We start from the raw sequence: 17,461 nt of genomic DNA on the forward strand, positions 1-17,461 counted from the left end.
TTCGTTATTTGTTATTCGAGATTAGCGTCTTTCTAAGAGCGTAAACTCATCAAGCTTCTTCAATACAGATGGCGATATCTTTAACTTCATAAATCCGCAGGCCATCTTTACTTAAGTTGGCATCGCCCATAATGATGCGTCTGCCATTGTCGTCGGTCACGCTAGTAATGTGCACATCCAGCGACATCTGCTTGTTTAATGGGTTAATTTGGCCGCGATACTTCCATTTGATATCCGATAAAATCTGCCCAAATTTAGGATTGTTAAAGCCAGCGCCAAGGTCTTGGTCAATCGCATAGGTTTGCATCAGCTCGATAATGGCTTCAACCCCTAATGAGCCTGGCATCACAGGATCTTGATGGAAATGGAATTGGAAGAACCAATCACTCGGGTCAATGGTGCGCTCGGCGTATAAATAGCCAAGGCCCGCTTTACCGCCGGCTTTCACGATTTCAGCCTTGTCGATAAAGTTAAGTTGACCGCCCGCTAAACGGTAATGTGGCTTACCTTGTGGCGCATTAAAGCTGCGATGTTGTTTATCTAACAGATTGATTTGGCTATCGGCTGCTATGCCATTTTGCACATGCCAAGGCTGAGTTGTCTTGCCGTTGTCTATGCCTAACTGGTTTTTCAGTGCATCGCCCTTGAAGTAACCAAATACCGCTTTACCTTGGTAGAAAGGCTCGCCATCGCAGCTTAATTCAAAACTGAAATTTTGGATGATGTTACTGCCAGCAATCACAGTCGATAACAAACGAGAGTCGTTTACGATTGTCTTGCCGCGTAAATCCACATGGCGCAGCAGCTTACCGTTGCCGTCTAAGTTACGGAAAAACAGCTCTTGGCCGGGGAAGCCCAAGGTAGTGCCCATATAACCTGAGATAAAGCCATTGGGCTGCAATGATATTTCCATCAGCACAGAATAGGGCATCACGGCGTGATGGCTGTTTTTATCGTAATACCAAGCGTTTGCTGGCACTTCGTATTCGGCGATGCAAGATGATGGCTTTTTCAGTTCGCCGCGCTTGCCGTCAATCGCAACCACGCGGGTGGTAAGCTGTAAATCACCGCAAGGCGTGCGCGGTGGAATTAGGCCGCGATAGATGCTGAAATCGGGGCCGAAGCAGTTTTCGATATCGCCAGTGGCAAATTCGAACATGTGGTACGGCGTGAACGGCAGTGTATCGGGCACGCGGTTAGCATACTTTGAACCCGCAGGCGCAATCGGTGCAGGCACATGTTGCAGAGGCACTACGCCTTTATTGGTTGGCGCAGTTAAATCAGGAAACTGCGCCATTAGCGGCGCAGACGAAGCAACATTTTCAGCTGTGCTGGTATCGTTATCCGCGAGGTAGCGGGTGCATTCGGCTTCTTCTTTGATCATCACCCCAAGGTTTTGGAAATCCACGACCACTTTGCCATTGAGCAAAATATCGATATTTGCCTTAGCATACGGGCGCGGGCTCATGCCTATTTCGGTGATTTCCATACGATAGGTGAGCAGGCCAGATTGTGGCAAGACTTGACCGCGACAGCGCACTTTTTGTGATGCATTTTCTAGCGGTTGGAAACGACCGTTTTTGACGCCACCTTCTTCTGTGCTGGCGTGCATCCCAATATGCAGCATAAAGAATTGCAGTAATTGACCACAGCCTTCGGCCATTAACGATCCCGCCATCACTTGGTCGCCCTTGAAATGACACGGGAAATACCAATGATCAGCTTCGAGCTGCTTATGGCCTTGCACTGAGCCTAAGCCCCACGCACCGCCATGCACCTCAAGATTGCTGACCTGTTCAATCATCAGGAATTTTTCGGATGCAAAACATAAAGAGGGCTGCAAACCATATTGGGCTTGATGCGCCGCATGGGCGCCGCCAAAACAGCCACCGATATCGGCGCTGAGCAGTTTATGGATTTGACTGTAATCAAATTGGTTTTGTGCGCAGTTAAGCAGCGGATTAAAGCGCGGCTTATTGGGATTATTGAGCACAAGGTTGCGAGTTTTGATTTCAGCTTCGGTGCGAATAACGCCTTTGCCGTCGGCGAGTTCCTTGTCGGTGAAGAAGCCGGCGCAGCCGCCATCCATTTTAAGGATCAGCTTGTCGCCCACAAAACATTCGTAGGAGAAGAAGAACAACAAGGTATCGCCATTGCGGGCAAAGTGATTGATGGAAATGTCGTAGCGCAGGGTGTCGCCACCGCGCGGTAAGTCGCCAAGGAAGGTCAGGGTGCAATCGAGCAGGCGATAAACGCGCTCGCCTTTATTTTCAAAATCGATACCTAAGTAGCTGATCAGCATTAAGTCGCATTGACCCGATTCAACCGCCACGGCCCAAGGGATTTGGCCATCGACCAAATACGGCGCGTCCACAGGAATGTCGTATTCTGTGGTCATAGTGCAAGGCTGATATTGGTTCATCTGGGCGTTTAATTTCGTTACCCGAGATACCAGCAAATAGTCAGTGGTTGGCAGGCGTACACGGCGCGAATAGCTGTCGATAATGGCGTAATCAGGGCCAAAGACGTTAGCAATATCACCTTCGGCGTACTCGACTAAATCCGCATAATCCCAAATGCAAGGCTTGCTTATCGGTGTTGGCGGCGTGTACTCAGGCACTTTTGCATGATTGGGATAAAGCACTGGATGTGGAAGAACCGCTGTCGCAGATGCCTGAACAATGGCTTGCTGTTGTACTGGCGCAGCTTGGCCATTGACGGCTAACTCGCTGGCAAGCTGGGCTTTCATCAAGGCATCGGCTAGTTTCAAGCCTTCAGCACGGCTTTGTAAAAAGGCTAAATGGGCTTCACGGGCGAGTTGCTGATTGCTTAAAAATGCCGCGTCTTTTAGCTCTGCTTGAGTGGCGTTTTTATTGGTGCTTAGGGCATTAATTGGCATGCTGCTTAATGTCTCTTTTTGTTGAGCCGTGGTTGGGCTGCTTGTTGCAAAGCTATTCGTGTCTTTGCTCGCTATTTGGGCCAAATGTTTGCGTTGGCTGCGCGCTGGCAGTGCTGTCATGGCTTGGGCTTTTTGTTGTATAGCATCAAGGCCTGCGAGCGGCGTATCTAGGATATGCTGATAGATATCGCGGCCACCGAGCGTTACTTGTTTTATTAAGTGTTTTTGCTCAGAAAGCGTTAAATCTTGTTCAAGCCTTTGCTGCAAATTGTATGCTTGCGTGGCACTTTGGCTGAGCAGTAACTGCGAGCATTTACCTTGGCTAAACGTGGCAACGAGCGCGTGCTGCTGAGCTTGAGAAGAATGCTTGTTAAGTTGCGCTTGATTTTTAAGCTGCACTTGGTTTTTAAGCTGCGCCTGATTTTTTAACTGCAGCAGGGCGCTTAAAATACTCGCCATACCCGCAGCGGCAAAGTTGTGGCCAATGGTATCAGCAGCTTGGCTGCGCTGATTCACACTTGGCAGCAGGGTATTGAGTACCAGTTCTGAATCGGCACGTTGCTCAACCGCAATACTGGTTTCAATCAAGCTAATCTGGCTGCTATTCACCTTGGCTTGAGTTAACAAGTCATCACAAATACGCGCTGTGTTGCTGTGACCTTGCGGGTCAAACATAGCGCCAAACACTTGGCCGCTGATATGACCATAACTGTCGCCATAGCTGTTGCTATTACTTTGGGCATCGTTATTGTGAACGGCTGCACTTGATTGTGTTGTTGTGAGCACTAATGCGCCAGCACCTTCACCAACTTTCCAGCCTGTGTCAGTGGCATTAAATGCCACTGGCGATACGGCATTTTTGAGGATCACTTGCTCTAAACTGCCACTTAAATCGACGGCGGCGATCACCACTGCATCTAAGGACTCTTGGGACAAGAGGTTCTCGGCCACATCGATACAGCGGGCGACCGATTGCTCGGCCGCCGAAATGGTAAAGGCTGGGCCGTTAAAGTCCCAAAGTGATGCGATACGTGACGCCATGATGTTGCCAATAAAACTGGTGTATTGGTTCAGTTTGGCGGCATCGAGCACACTGTCCATGGCGATTTTTTCAAGGGCGAGATACTCAGCTTGTGTGAGTGTTATTCCTTGTTTTTTAAGGCTGTCTGCCAGTTGAGTATGTAGATTTACCCGGCCACGGAACTGATGCAATTCCAGTTCTGTTTCCATCGCCACTAATACAGCAACTTTGCCGCCGGGCTTTAGGTTTGCATCGCGGATCGCTTCATCGGCCACTTTGATCAGCAGCAGTTGCTGGGAGATCAGGCGATCGTCTTCATTGGGCGGCACTTTAAAGCGCAGGAAATCAAAATCGAACTGGTCGATATATGCGCCTTGCGGTACAGAAGGCAAGCCAAAGTTAGCTAAAATCTCAGGATGTTTATCTAAGCCTTTCCAGCGTTTAGCGGGCAGCGGGATAAAGGCATCTTGCTTCGCGCTTATCCTGTTATCCAGTGCATTAATGGAGGATAAAGGCCCAAAGTGCGATGCTAAACCAATGATATTTAATGGCGTGTGCTGGTAACTTACAGCGGCAGCGGGTTGTTCATTCTTTTTGTTTGTATTGGCAGCATAGGATTCCAGCAACAAATGCGCGTTACAGCCGCCAAAACCAAACACGGAAACACCCGCGTGGCGGCGGTCATTGCCGGCTTTATCGGGCCAAGCATGCAATTCTGTTGGCAGATTTTTAGCGCTAAACAAGCCCTTAGGCGAAGATATCGGCGCTGATAAGTTAATACTTGGCGGCAGTCGACCCGAGCGCATGGCAAAAATCATCTTCATGATCCCCGGCATGCCCGCGGCTGTGAGTAAATGGCCTAAGTTGGATTTTGCTGAACCGATCAGCGGCACAGCAGAGCCCGCAAGTTTGTCCTCGAAGAAACGTTCCATCGAAGCGAGTTCGACCTTATCGCCGAGTGGCGTGCCTGTGGCATGGCATTCAATTACTTCGATATTGGCGGGCAGTGTGTTTGCCGCACTATAGGCGCGCTCGAAGGCTTGCACTTGGCCCTTGCTGTTGGGGCTTAATACAAACTGGCCTTTACCGTCGTTCGACAAACCAATGCCGCTAACGACCGCATAGATGTTATCGCCATCGCGCTCAGCATCCTCCAAGCGTTTTAAGACTAACACCCCAGCGCCTTCTCCGGCGAATAAGCCTTTGCTGTTGCTATCAAAGGGCGCCGAAATACCATGATCTGGGTAGGCGTGGAAAATTGAGAATCCCATGTTGATAAAGAAGGGATCTGCGCCCGATACCGCGCCCGCAAGCATCATATCGGCCTTGCCAGTTGTTAGGTAATCGCACGCGAGTTTGAGCGCATAAACCGAGCTGGCGCAGGCGGCGTCCAGACTCAACTGGGTGCCACCCAAACCGAGTGCATCGCTGATCAGCTTTGAGGCTGTGTGAGCAACGGCGCCATTGGCGACGTTTAATGCTTGGCTATTGGTATTGAGATCGTTAACTGGGTTGCCAAAATCAGCCAGCTGAAATGCGCTTTGGTTAAGTTTGTTTTGCAGCGCCTTTTCAACGGTTTGATGATACAGAGGCAAAAATAATTCGTTGGAGCGGGCCGTGGGGAACGACAAGGTTCCCATTACGATACCTGTGCGCGCCAGTACGGTATCGTTTGGGGCAATACCTGCGTCTTGAAGGGCTTTACGACTGCAATCGAGTGCCCATAAAAAGCTTTCATCTAAACCGTCAAAGGCGGACTCAGGCAGTTGATAGCCCTTGGCATCAAACTGGAAGTGTTGGATGTAGCCGCCCTTATCACAGTAAAAACGGTCAGATTGCCCCTGAACACCTTGGTAATCGGTGGGATTGGCATTGAGCTTCTCGCGGCTAATTTGGGTGCGAGAGTCTTTTTTATCTAGCAGGTTTTGCCAGAAAGTTTGCGGATTATCGGCGTCAGGATATTGAGTCGCGAGACCGACGATCGCAATTTTTGACGCACTTTTTGACGCAATCATAGGCACGGTAGTTTTATCAATAGTAGGGGAATACTGAGAACTCACAGGGGTTCTCCTTCTGGTAATACTGCTGATGATAAAGGGGCTGCGTTAGCACTTAATGGCTTAATGAGCGGCGCGAGCGACAGCGGCACTCTGTGGCTTATCAGCTGAGCTAAGCACTTGAGTAAGCTGGTAATCGCATCGGCACCCTTGGCATTGCAAGCAATGGCGACGGTTGCCTCGTTCGCCGTGCTTTGGCCTGCATGGGCGTGGCTTATTTTATCTATGAGTGTGCTGGTTTGCCTATCGGCGCCCACTTCGACAAACAGTCTTGCGCCTTGCTCAGTGGCATTTTGAATGAGCGCACTAAAGTCGAGTGGCGAACAAAAGGTATCGGCAATCGCGCGGCCAATGCTGTGGCTATCCACGGTTACTGGCGCAGTTTGCGCTGCGCTGATAAAGCGAATAGGCAGATCTTGCGCCGCCGCTTTCAGCGCCACAGGTTTTAGCGCTTGAGTATAGAAATCTTGTACTTGTCCACGGACTAACATGGCTGGCGCGGTATGCATTGCCGTGACGCGATTGGCGGCAATCCCGCGTTTGCCTAATGTGGCAAGCAGGGCTTTACAGCTTGTTTCGCAGCCAGCAATAACGCAAGTATCACCTTGAATGATGGCTAAGTAAGCGCGAGGGAACTCTGGCAGTAATGCTTTGATTTCATTGCTGTCGGCGCGCACCACAAAGCTGTTCCACACTATGGATTCATTATCCTTAAGCTGCCATGCTCGGCGCACGGCAGTTAGCTCGCCAGAAATGGCATGGTTGAAAATATCGCTATTTTCTGTGGCCTTGATCATAGCATGGGGTGTTTGCCACACATCTAGGCTGGCCCACATGGCGGCTTCGCCCATTGAGTAACCCAGCGCCATTTTTGGCTTAATATTAAAGACTTGGGTTAAAAGCTTAGTGAATAGGTAGCTGGCGCCCACGCCACTAATCGCTTGTTGGCTTAAGCTCATGCTTGCTGCGTTTTTTACATCTGCCGCATAAATCTGCGGTGATTGCAGCATGGCGCTTAAATCACCTTCATGCTCCAGTTGGTGATACAGCGCGGGGAAATACTCATGCAAGTTATTGAACATATTGGCGTAAACCGTGCCAACGCCGGGATATACAAAGGTCAGCCCCGTATCTCCTAGCGGCTTAGCGGTGAAACAGCTACCCGCTGGCGTCTTAAAGTGTTGACCATGATGACGCACTGCATCACTTTCAAGCGCCGTAAGCATAGCTTTGGCTTCAAGTTTGAGGTCGTCAATCGATGCCGCCATCAAGACTAATGCCAGTGTTGCGTTGGCATCATAGCGTTCAAACCAAGGTTTGAGATATTCCGCGTGAAAGCCTACGCTATTTTCCAGAGTGTTAACTAGTTGCAATACTTGCGCGATGAGTGAATCAATATTGTCAGCACTTATCGGCACAAACAGCCGGTTTTCATCAACAAGAGCTTTGGGCGCGATAACTTGTGTGCCTTGGGTCAGCACAATACTTTGGCTTAGATTTCGAGACTCACCCGCTTGATTTGATGTTTTTGCGACAAGATTTAGGCACAACACCCGTGCTTGATGTTGGCTGTTAAACCAATAGCCCGTTTGATGATTTTCCCCTTCTTTACCATGAAGCGGCGCTTGTGTTCGCGCAGCGAGGGCGGTTACGCCTTGGCGCAGCGCAACAAATGCCTCGTTGAGTGTGTTGGCGACTCGCTGATGTTGAACGGCTTGTGCTGGGCTGCGCTTTGCCGCTACTAACGCCGTATTAGCAACAGTCGCCGCATTTGCAACACCTGTTGCCTCATTACCAGCGGCAAAGCCAGCAATAAACGCGTGGGCGTGTAGGCGCAGTTTGGCGGCGCGTAAACCATCGAGCAAATACAGGGACTGGGGCAGATTGCCATCATTGAATATCAGTTCAACGAGCTTGCCTTGCTCAATGGCTGTCACTGTTTGGCCTAATAACGCAGTGAGCGAGCTTTGTTCATGCACTGACGGCTCATGCACTGACGGTTCATGCATTTTCGACTCGAGCACAGTCGGTCCATGCACAGTCGGTTCATGTGCTGTCGATTGGTTGGCATCGGCAGCGCAAATCTGAACTCTTTCACGTTCAGTAAACGTGCCTAATACTTGGGCTGAGTGAGAGTCAAGGTTGACCGTATCGCCAAGCAATACTGCTATACGCAGTGGCTTGGCAAGCTTTTCAGTAATAGCCGTGTCTGCAGTAGCTGTGTCAGTAATAGCCGTGTCAGCTATCGACGTTTCAGTTTGGCCGCTATGTGTAGTTGCTAAAGGGTGGGCTAAGTTCACTCGACTTTTGCCTCCACGCTTTCAATGGCTTTATTCGCAACTTTATTGGCTAAGAATGCACCGTTAAGGTTTTTGCTGATGGTGACTTTGGCGTTGTTCATCTCGCAGCTTAAGCGGCCATCTTGATGATACAGCGTGATATTGGCTTCAAGGGCACGGCCAGAGTGTTTCACCACCTCGAGCACTAAATGACCTTTATCGCCAAAGGCAAACGGCGCATGGGAGATAAACTCACCAATGCTTGATGGCAAACTCGCCGCGCCATATTTGAGTCTCGCCCACACCAGCATCGCCTGTAGCAACAAATCTTCCGCAAAAGCTTGTGAGCCTTTAGGCGTGAAATTGGGCACAAAACTCCCGCAGTCCGCTAACGCAACATGGGGAATACTCACCTTGGCGACTAAGCTCGCATCGTCAAACTTCAACACCGACTCAATACCTTGCAGTCTCGGGCCGTGGAAAAGCGTGCCGTCGCTGTAAAGGCTGCTCGCGGTTGTGATGGCAGAAAGTCCCGCCAAGCTTTGCGCGTCAAAGGCTGTTGCTTTGCTGTTAGTGGCTAAGTAATCGTTAGCCGCGTCATCAACAGCATCATCAACGACTAGGATGGCCTGATATTGCGGACGACCTTCAAAGCTGATTAAGGCACTGAATTGTCCACTCAAGCACTCGTCTGTGTCTTTCGCGGCGTTATCCGTTAACGCCATCGGTGCAAGCTCAAGTTCTAGCGTGATGGGGGCTGCACTTTCTAACACTCCATTTTGTAACACGGCAGTGTCGAAAATAATGCCCTTCAACAGCTTGTAGCTTTGCACTTTGACAGGCTGCTTGAGTAGCTCAAAGGCGGCTTCCCGCATCCACTGAATCGCGCACACAGTCGGTAATACTGGGTTACCGTTAATGCAATGATCTTCAATAAAGATCATTGCCTTAGGGTCCAGTGTGCGCTGCAGTGTTACCGCGCTCAGTTTTACTGAGCTTATATTTACTGCGTTTGGATTTACTGCAATTGGATTCAATGCGTTAGGCAAAGCATGCGGACCCGACGAGTCAGTGGTCAGATCCGCTTTAGGCTTTTTTAGATTGCTACCTTCAGTTTCTTGCACTTCGTTAGGCGTGTCGTCATGGGTTGCGCTGCCTTGCATATCAGTGCCTACCAGCAATTGTGCGCCTGTGTTGCTCAGTAATTGGCGAGCAAATAACTCAGCGCCCGCCTTTAACGGGATCACATAAACCCCGCGGTCCATAAACATCTTTTTCAACGCAGGATTGACCATGCCGCCGTCCCACGGCCCCCAATCGAAGCTCATCACTTTGGCATTTGGCAGTTGCTGCGCCAGTTGCAGTGCGGCTTTGTTGAGTATGTCGTTGGACATGGCGTAATCGCTTTGGCCGGTATTGCCGTAAAAACCCGCCGCCGAAGAGAATAGGGCAATCAGTTTTAATTTATCTAAATCCAGTGCGGCAAGTAGATTGCTTATACCTGTGACCTTAGTGCCATAAACCCGTGCCAACTCATCTAAGGTTTTGTCTTGGATGTGTTTATCGGCGAGTACGCCCGCACCATGTATGATGCCAGCAATAGGCGATAACTCGGTGATCGGCACTATAGTGCTGGCGATCGCATCTGGATTGTTTACATCGAGACTTAAGTACTCGGCGCTCGCGCCTACCGCGGTAAATGCTTCTAGTGCGGCTGCAATTTCTAGGCTGCTTTGAACTGGCCATACTAAGGCATCCACTTGTTTTGGCGTGGGTTTCTCGCCCAAGCTTTGAATGTAGGCAATAGCTGCGGCTTTAAGTTCACTGTTATTTTTACCCTGTGCCCAAGCGGGAATGGCTTGTTGGCTGCTTCTGCCAGCAAGGATAAAGTGCGCCTTGCTGCGTTTTGCGAGACTCAAGGCACATTCAAAGGTCACGCCTTTTGCGCCGCCAGTCACCAGAATTTTATCTGCACTCGTTAAGTTAGCTGCGCTGTGGCGAGTATCAGCCTTGCCAGCAACTAAGGTCACGCGCTCAAGTGCTTGGGCTGCGCCTTGGCTAACACCGACTTCTAATAAGTTATCGGTTGCAAAGAGCTCAGCGATCACCGCATTGGCCAGTTGCTTGGCATCAAGTGCTGGCGCGATATCTAAGGCGCGGCAATGCACGCTTGGCCACTCGTGACTCAAGGTTTTAGTCAGACCTGCCAATGCCGCTTGGTTTAACTCGCTGCGGGCAATTTGGCTGTGGTTAAGATAACCAAAACCACCGTCGATACGACTGACGCTGATAAAGCTGCTGCTAGTATTGGCGGCTGTTGCTGTCAGCAGCGGCTGTAAGTGCTTGGCGAACAAGAACGCTTGCTCGACCGACACTTTGGCGGCATTCGACAGCACTAAACCTTTAGTATCTGCTGAGGTTTTATGTTGTGGTTGCAGATGAATAAAGCCTGCAACCTGACCTAAGCTTTTGATCTCATTAATTACTGCACCAATGCTGACATCGTCAATCGCCGCCAAGGTGAAGCTGGCAATGTGGCTATTGAGCGGTGATGCACTGGCCACAAAGCTTTCAGGCGAGCGCACAACCGCAACCGTTAGACCTTTTGCATGCAATTTTTCGGCAAGTACGCCAGCATTGTGACCATCATCGCTAATGATAATGCAGGCATCCTTAGCAAAAACGCGTGGCAGAGCTTGTTGCGCTGCCTTTTGCGGCTCACGTTGCGCTGATAGTTGCGACTCACGTTGCGTTAATTCAGCCGCCGCTGGCAACTTTTTTAGCACCACCTCACTGTGTGGTGGTAAATCATGTGGTGGCAAATTATGGGGTGGCAAGTCGATAGCAGGTTCAGTAGCGATCGCTCCGCTGACCCCATTTGCCGCTGCATTCTGGTTTTGGCCTAGCTTACTTTGCCCTAAATCTTGAGAAAAGAGCATAACGATTTCACCTAAGGTGCGACACTCGGCCAGATCTTCAGGATTGAGTTCAGGCAAGCCCGGTAGCTCGTCTTGCACTGTGCCTAAAATTTCAACGCGCTTGATGGAATCGATACCTAAATCGGCTTCCATATCCATGCTCAGTTCTAGCATTTCAGTGGGGTAGCCAGTCTTGTCGGCCACTACTGACATCATCGTTTGTTGGACTTTTTCAGCGCTTAAACCGTTAGTGGCAGGTGCGGCTGTTGCCACATGATTTACCACATGAGTTACTACATTTGCTGCTGCAATAGGCGCTGCGATAATTGAACCTGCTGCTGGTAGCTTAGAGTTCATGTAGCCAACGATTTCACCTAGGGTGCGACACTCGGCCAGATCTTCAGGATTCAGCTCAGGTAAATCTGGCAGTTCGTCTTGTACTGTACCTAGGATTTCAACACGCTTAATCGAATCGATACCTAGATCGGCTTCCATATCCATGCTCAGTTCCAGCATTTCAGTGGGGTAGCCTGTCTTGTCGGCCACCACAGCCATCATGGTTTGTTGAACAAGTGCAGCACTTAAGCCGTTATTTGTTGTAGCAGTAACAGTGACTGGCGTTGCCGTTGGAGCGGATACCGAGCCAGCCGCAGGCAGTTTGTCATTTTGTGTAAGCTTACTTTGCCCTATTTTTTTCGAAAAGAGTGCAACGATTTCACCTAAGGTGCGACACTCGGCCAGATCTTCAGGATTCAGCTCAGGTAAACCCGGTAGCTCATCTTGCACTGTGCCTAAGATTTCAACGCGCTTGATGGAATCGATACCTAGATCGGCTTCCATATCCATGCCAAGTTCCAGCATTTCAGTGGGGTAGCCTGTCTTGTCGGCCACCACAGCCATCATAGTCTGTTGAACAAGTGCAGCGCTTAAACCGCTGGCGGCAGGCGCGGCAGTTGTCACATGAGTTGCTACGGTAACTGATCCCGCAGCTGGCAGTTTGCTGTTCATGTAGTTAACGATTTCACCTAAGGTACGACACTCGGCCAAATCTTCTGGGCTGAGCTCAGGTAAACCCGGCAGCTCGTCTTGCACTGTACCTAAGATTTCAACGCGCTTAATGGAATCTATACCTAGATCGGCTTCCATATCCATGCTGAGCTCCAGCATTTCAGTGGGATAGCCCGTCTTGTCGGCCACCACAGCCATCATAGTTTGTTGAACAAGTGCAGCACTTAAGCCGTTATTTGTTGCAACTGTGACTGACGTTGCTATTGGAGCTGAAACCGAGCCCACTGCTGGCAGTTTAGAGTTCATGTAGTCAACGATTTCACCTAAGGTACGACATTCGGCCAGATCTTCTGGGCTGAGCTCAGGTAAGCCCGGCAGTTCGTCTTGCACTGTGCCTAAAATTTCAACGCGCTTAATCGAATCTATACCTAAATCGGCTTCCATATCCATGCCAAGCTCTAGCATTTCAGTGGGATAGCCTGTTTTATCGGCCACCACAGCCATCATGGTTTGTTGCACTAACGCTGCACTTAAGCCGCTCGTTGCTGGTGCCACAGGTGTCATCTCTGGCATAACTAAAGCAGGCATGACTAATGCAGGAGCGGCAGGAGCTGCTGGCGTAACTTGTACAGTCACAGTAGGTGCATAAGCAACGGGAGCCGTTTGCACAACTGGCGTAACAGGTGTGCTAACCGCGGGTCTCGTCGCAACAGCTTGAGCCGCTACTGGTGCGGCATTGTGTGGCATTGTCGTTGCCGCAACAGGTGCTGGAGCAACAGGTGCAGGAGCCGGCGCAGTTGCTCGTGGCTGACTTGCAACCGCTGGGGTAAAGTTAATCGGCGCATTGTTTAACATCGCCAAGGCTGCTTGGCTGCTACTGCTTTGTAGCTGCATAAATTCGGCGTGGCTTTGCAGGGTTTGCGCTTGATGCTGGTGGAACATCTCCATCGAGCGTTGCAGGCTTTCAGGGATTGCAATGCCAAGGCTTGCCATCTTGGCTTGTTCTGTCATCAGTGTCGTGAAGGTATCGCCATATTGCTGCGGGATAGCTAAAAACTGTTGATGTAATTGCGCCGCTTGAGATTGTGCGCTGAAAAATGCCGTTAACGCATCGCCGCTGACGCTTGCTGTACTTGGGCTCAACTGCGCCGTCGCTTGTTGCTGGTGATTGCTTAAGCCTTGCGCAACACTTGGGGATTTTTGTTTCATTTCAACAGTTGCCACTTGATTCGTTTCCACTTCTATTATTTTTTCAACAACTTTTTCGACAACCGTTTCAACGATGCGATCCACATATTGCACTTGGCTAGTCACGCTGCCTGTGGCGAGGGATTTCGCCATCTTAGCTTTGGTTGCAGCACTAATATGGTTAGTGGCTGTGAGTTTGATGTTCATCGCTGATGGCGCTTCACGTTCGGCAATTTCTTGTGACGTGACGGCTTGATAGGGGTCAACCTCAGTTAACGCCACACCGGCTACCGCGAGTTGTACTGCAGCTAAGCGTAATTGGCTGTCACTATCGCCCTTAGGATTCGGGTTCATGCTGACAAGGCAAAGCTCATTTAAGTGTTCACCTAAGGTATTTTCAACTAACTTTTGCAGTATGTTCTTAGGGCCAAACTCAACAAAAACACGGACGCCAGCGTCATACATGGCCTGCAGTTGTTCGCTAAAGCGAACCGATTGCAGCATGTGTTGTTTAAATTCTGCTTTAATCGCTTTGCCATCACTTGGGTGTAATTGACCTGTGCTGTTGGCATAAAGCATCACTTTTGGCGCGCTAAATTTTGCTTTATCAATGGCTTTGGCAAAGGGTTTTTGTGCGTGTCCAACCAATGGGGTATGGAACGCGCCTGAGACAGGCAGGGCAATCGCTTTAAAGCCCTGTTCGCTAATGGCTTTCGCGGCCAGTTGAGTTTGCTCTGTGCTACCTGCGATGACTAATTGCGTCGGCGCGTTGTAGTTGGCAATTTTAACGCCATCAAACTGGGCTAAACAGCGATTGATCGCATCGATATCATTCTTTTGCTTAAGGATGATGGCGAACATGGTTCCTAAATCAACTTGAGTCCCAGTATCGCTCGGCACTTGCGCCATGGCATGTCCACGGGCGAAGGCCAGTTCGACGTAATCTTCATTGGAAATCACGCCTGCCGCGCAAAGGGCAGACAATTCACCAAAGCTGTGACCTGCCACCATATCGGGGGCAAAACCTGCCTGAGTTAATAGCGAATATTGCGCCATTGAAACCGCGCCTATGGCGCTTTGGGCGAACATGGTATTGGTCAGCGCCGCTTCTTGGGCTTTAACTGCATCGGCATCGAATGCCGGAATAGGATAAAGGATGTTCGATAACGGCGTTTGGCCGTGGTGAGCAAATACCTTATCGCTGGCCGTCACTTGTTGGCGCATTTCCGGGAAATGGCAGGCGAGTTCGCGGCCCATGTTCAGGTACTGTGAACCTTGACCAGCAAACAGGGCGGCCACTTTCTTTGATTCATTTTTAGCGACCAAGGCATGGGAGCGGTAGCTGATCCCTGAAGGTAACTGCCACGCCTCGCTTGTATTGGTTTCTAGGTGCCCGCTTTCTAAATGAGAGATGGCTTGATTTAACTGAGCTTGCAGTTGAGCGATATCCTTAGCCACAAAACCTAAACGGGCATCTGTACTTGCCAGCACGCGCAGCGGATATTGCTGAGCGATAGCGTTCAGGCTTGCAGCGCTGCTCTTATTCGCGTTTGCGCTCGTGTTCACGCTTTGGCTCAGCGCAGCTTTTAACTCGCTAAGCAGCGCGTCTTTACTGGCTGCGGCAAACAATAGCGTTTGCGGCACACTGCGCTGACGATATTGCTCATCGCGGCTGTGCTCAGGTTTGTATTCTTCTAATACAAGATGGAAGTTCGTGCCGCCAAAACCAAAGGAGCTTACACCTGCACGGCGCGGCGTTGCATCGGCGCGCTGGAACCATGGGCGAGTTTCGGTATTTAAATAGAATGGCGAGCTTTCGATATTCAGCTTTGGATTAGGCTTGCTAACGTTAATGGTCGCAGGCAATACCTTGTGGTGCAGCGCTAGCGCAGCTTTGATAACCCCGGCTGTACCCGCAGTTGATTTAGTGTGGCCCACTTGGGATTTCACTGAACCTAACGCGATATGTTGATTTGTGTCGTTGCCTTGGGCAAATACCGATTTTAAGCCGTTGAATTCAGCCACATCACCTGCGGCAGTGCCCGTGCCATGGGCTTCAACTAAGCCAATGCTGTGCGGGGCAAAACCTGCATCGTCGTAAGCGCGTTCGAGAGCTTTAGCTTGGCCTTCGGGGCGCGGCGCATAAATACTCTTAAACTTACCGTCCGATGAGGCGCCAACGCCTTTGATGACGGCATAAATCCGGTCGCCATCGCGCTTGGCATCCTCAAGGCGCTTAAGCGCGACCATGCCGATACCTTCGCCGATCATCATGCCTTTTGAATCGATATCAAAGGGTTGAATGGTTTCATTGGTGGTGAAGGCTGGTGTTTTTGAGAAGCTCATGTACATGGATGGCGAGTTGTCGGTACAAACGCCGCCAGTGATCATCATGTCGCTGCGACCTTCGGTCAGCTCAGTCAACGCCATACGCATAGCGGCAAGCGAGCCTGCACAGGCTGCATCGACCACACAGTTCATGCCGCCAAAATCAAAACGGTTGGCGATACGGCCTGCAATCACGTTGCCTAAGGACCCTGGGAAAGAGTTTTCTTCCCAGTGGATATATTGGTCTTGGAACTTTTTGATCAGCATTTCGCTGTCTTCATCGCTCAGGCCACTGCATTTGAATACTTTTTTAAGCACTGGATATTGCAGGCGCGAGTTCAAGCTCTGACTGATTTTTTGACCACCTCCCACGCCTAGGGTAATGCCTATACGATCACGATCGTAATCGGTAGGCAGATTAGCATCGGCGAGCACTTCTTTGGCGACAATCAGCGACAGCAGTTGCGAGGTATCTGTCAGCTCAAGAATATTGGGCGGCAGCCCGAATTCCATTGGATTGAAGTCGACTTCAGGCAAAAAACCACCGCGTTTACAGTAGCTTTTATCGGCTTTGCTTTTGTCCGCATCGTAGTAATCTTCGGCGCGCCAATGGGTATCTGGGATGTCAGTAATGGCATCGATTTTTTCGCTGATCAAATCCCAAAATTTATTTAAATAACGCGAGTTAGCGAAGATGCTGGCCATGCCGACGATGGCAACGGGCATATCTTTTAAACGTTTGTTGAGTCGTTTATCTTTTTTTGACTCAGTCGCAGAATTAGGTACAGAAGGGGTATGGCTCATAAAGAGTCTCCACGGGTCGACCTGGATACGGTGACCTTGTTTTGGGATCCAGCCGCGCTTGTCTTTGGCGTGCCATGGGCACCGGGAAAACGGGCTAAGAAGGTGTGATAGTTGCGAACGAGCAACTTTCGTAAATGAAACGGCCCATGTTTGAGGACATAGGCGATATATCTATTGGTCGCTTGGGTATTGCTGTCTTGATAAATATCGAGGTAAATCCAATCACTTGCCGTGTCTACACCTAATAGCACTGAGCTTGGAGCTTGCTCAGTGAGTTGCGGCGGTATGGTGAGTGACACCACTTGCACCACAGTATTGCCGTCGGTACTCGGTAGGGCGAGGGCTTTGGCCAAGGTTTCTGGATTGACCGTATAGGTTTGGATATCGCTGCCTTGAGTCACAGGCAATTGATTAAAATAGCGTTCGGGTACTTGTGGTGCTTCAAATTCATCGAGCCGCGATATGCCGTAGCGCTTTAAGCAGCGGGCAAGGCCGGAGCGCGACACATTGGGATTAATAAAGGTTTGAGTGGCTTTTAGTAGCCGGTCTAAGGGGAGTTTTAATTGGTATCTTAGGCCGACAACCACATATTCTTCCATCGGTGTGAGCGTGGTATTGAGGTGATGCGGAGTATTGGGACAATCAACAATCGACTCACGTTTACGCCATTTGCGAACTGTGGCTTCGGTGATATTTAGAATTTTGGCAAGCTGACTCACACTCAGATCCGATTGCTGAATAAAGAGTCTCATCTCAGGCGTGGTAGTCGCATTGCTATGCCTCGATTGAGTGTGCTTTTCTTCTCGACTCGCTCGAAGCTTTCCCGTTTTCTCCGGGGGCTTTTCATCAGTTGCGCTAGTGGTCATTAATAATAATTATCATCCGACATAATCTACTGGGACTGTTTACTACCTATCTATAAGATGAGGTCGATGACGTGCTCTCGTAAAATGGCACAC

General features: G+C 50.0%; 4 protein-coding genes. All 4 read right to left on the bottom strand.

From position 1 onward, the window contains the following. Window positions 1-49: 49 nt before the first annotated feature. The 4 genes from L2744_RS02380 to L2744_RS02395 are packed head-to-tail and all read right to left on the bottom strand — an operon-like array spanning window position 50 to window position 17,368. Complete coding sequence (locus L2744_RS02380; protein ID WP_248990647.1) at window positions 50-5,935, bottom strand: hotdog fold thioesterase; 5,886 nt, start codon at window positions 5,933-5,935, stop codon at window positions 50-52. Between the two features lie 41 nt (window positions 5,936-5,976). Next, complete coding sequence (locus L2744_RS02385) at window positions 5,977-8,277, bottom strand: PfaB family protein (RefSeq protein WP_248990548.1); 2,301 nt, start codon at window positions 8,275-8,277, stop codon at window positions 5,977-5,979. Next, window positions 8,274-16,502: a type I polyketide synthase gene (locus tag L2744_RS02390; protein ID WP_248990549.1), complete on the bottom strand. Its 8,229-nt coding sequence runs from the start codon at window positions 16,500-16,502 to the stop codon at window positions 8,274-8,276. The genes L2744_RS02385 and L2744_RS02390 overlap by 4 nt, the downstream gene beginning before the upstream one ends. Next, window positions 16,499-17,368 carry a transcriptional regulator gene (locus L2744_RS02395; RefSeq protein WP_248990550.1) on the bottom strand — a complete coding sequence of 290 codons (870 nt, stop codon included), beginning with the start codon at window positions 17,366-17,368 and terminating at the stop codon, window positions 16,499-16,501. The genes L2744_RS02390 and L2744_RS02395 overlap by 4 nt, the downstream gene beginning before the upstream one ends. Window positions 17,369-17,461 lie beyond the last annotated feature (93 nt).

This window comes from Shewanella profunda (genome assembly GCF_023283765.1).
GTDB lineage: Bacteria > Pseudomonadota > Gammaproteobacteria > Enterobacterales > Shewanellaceae > Shewanella > Shewanella profunda.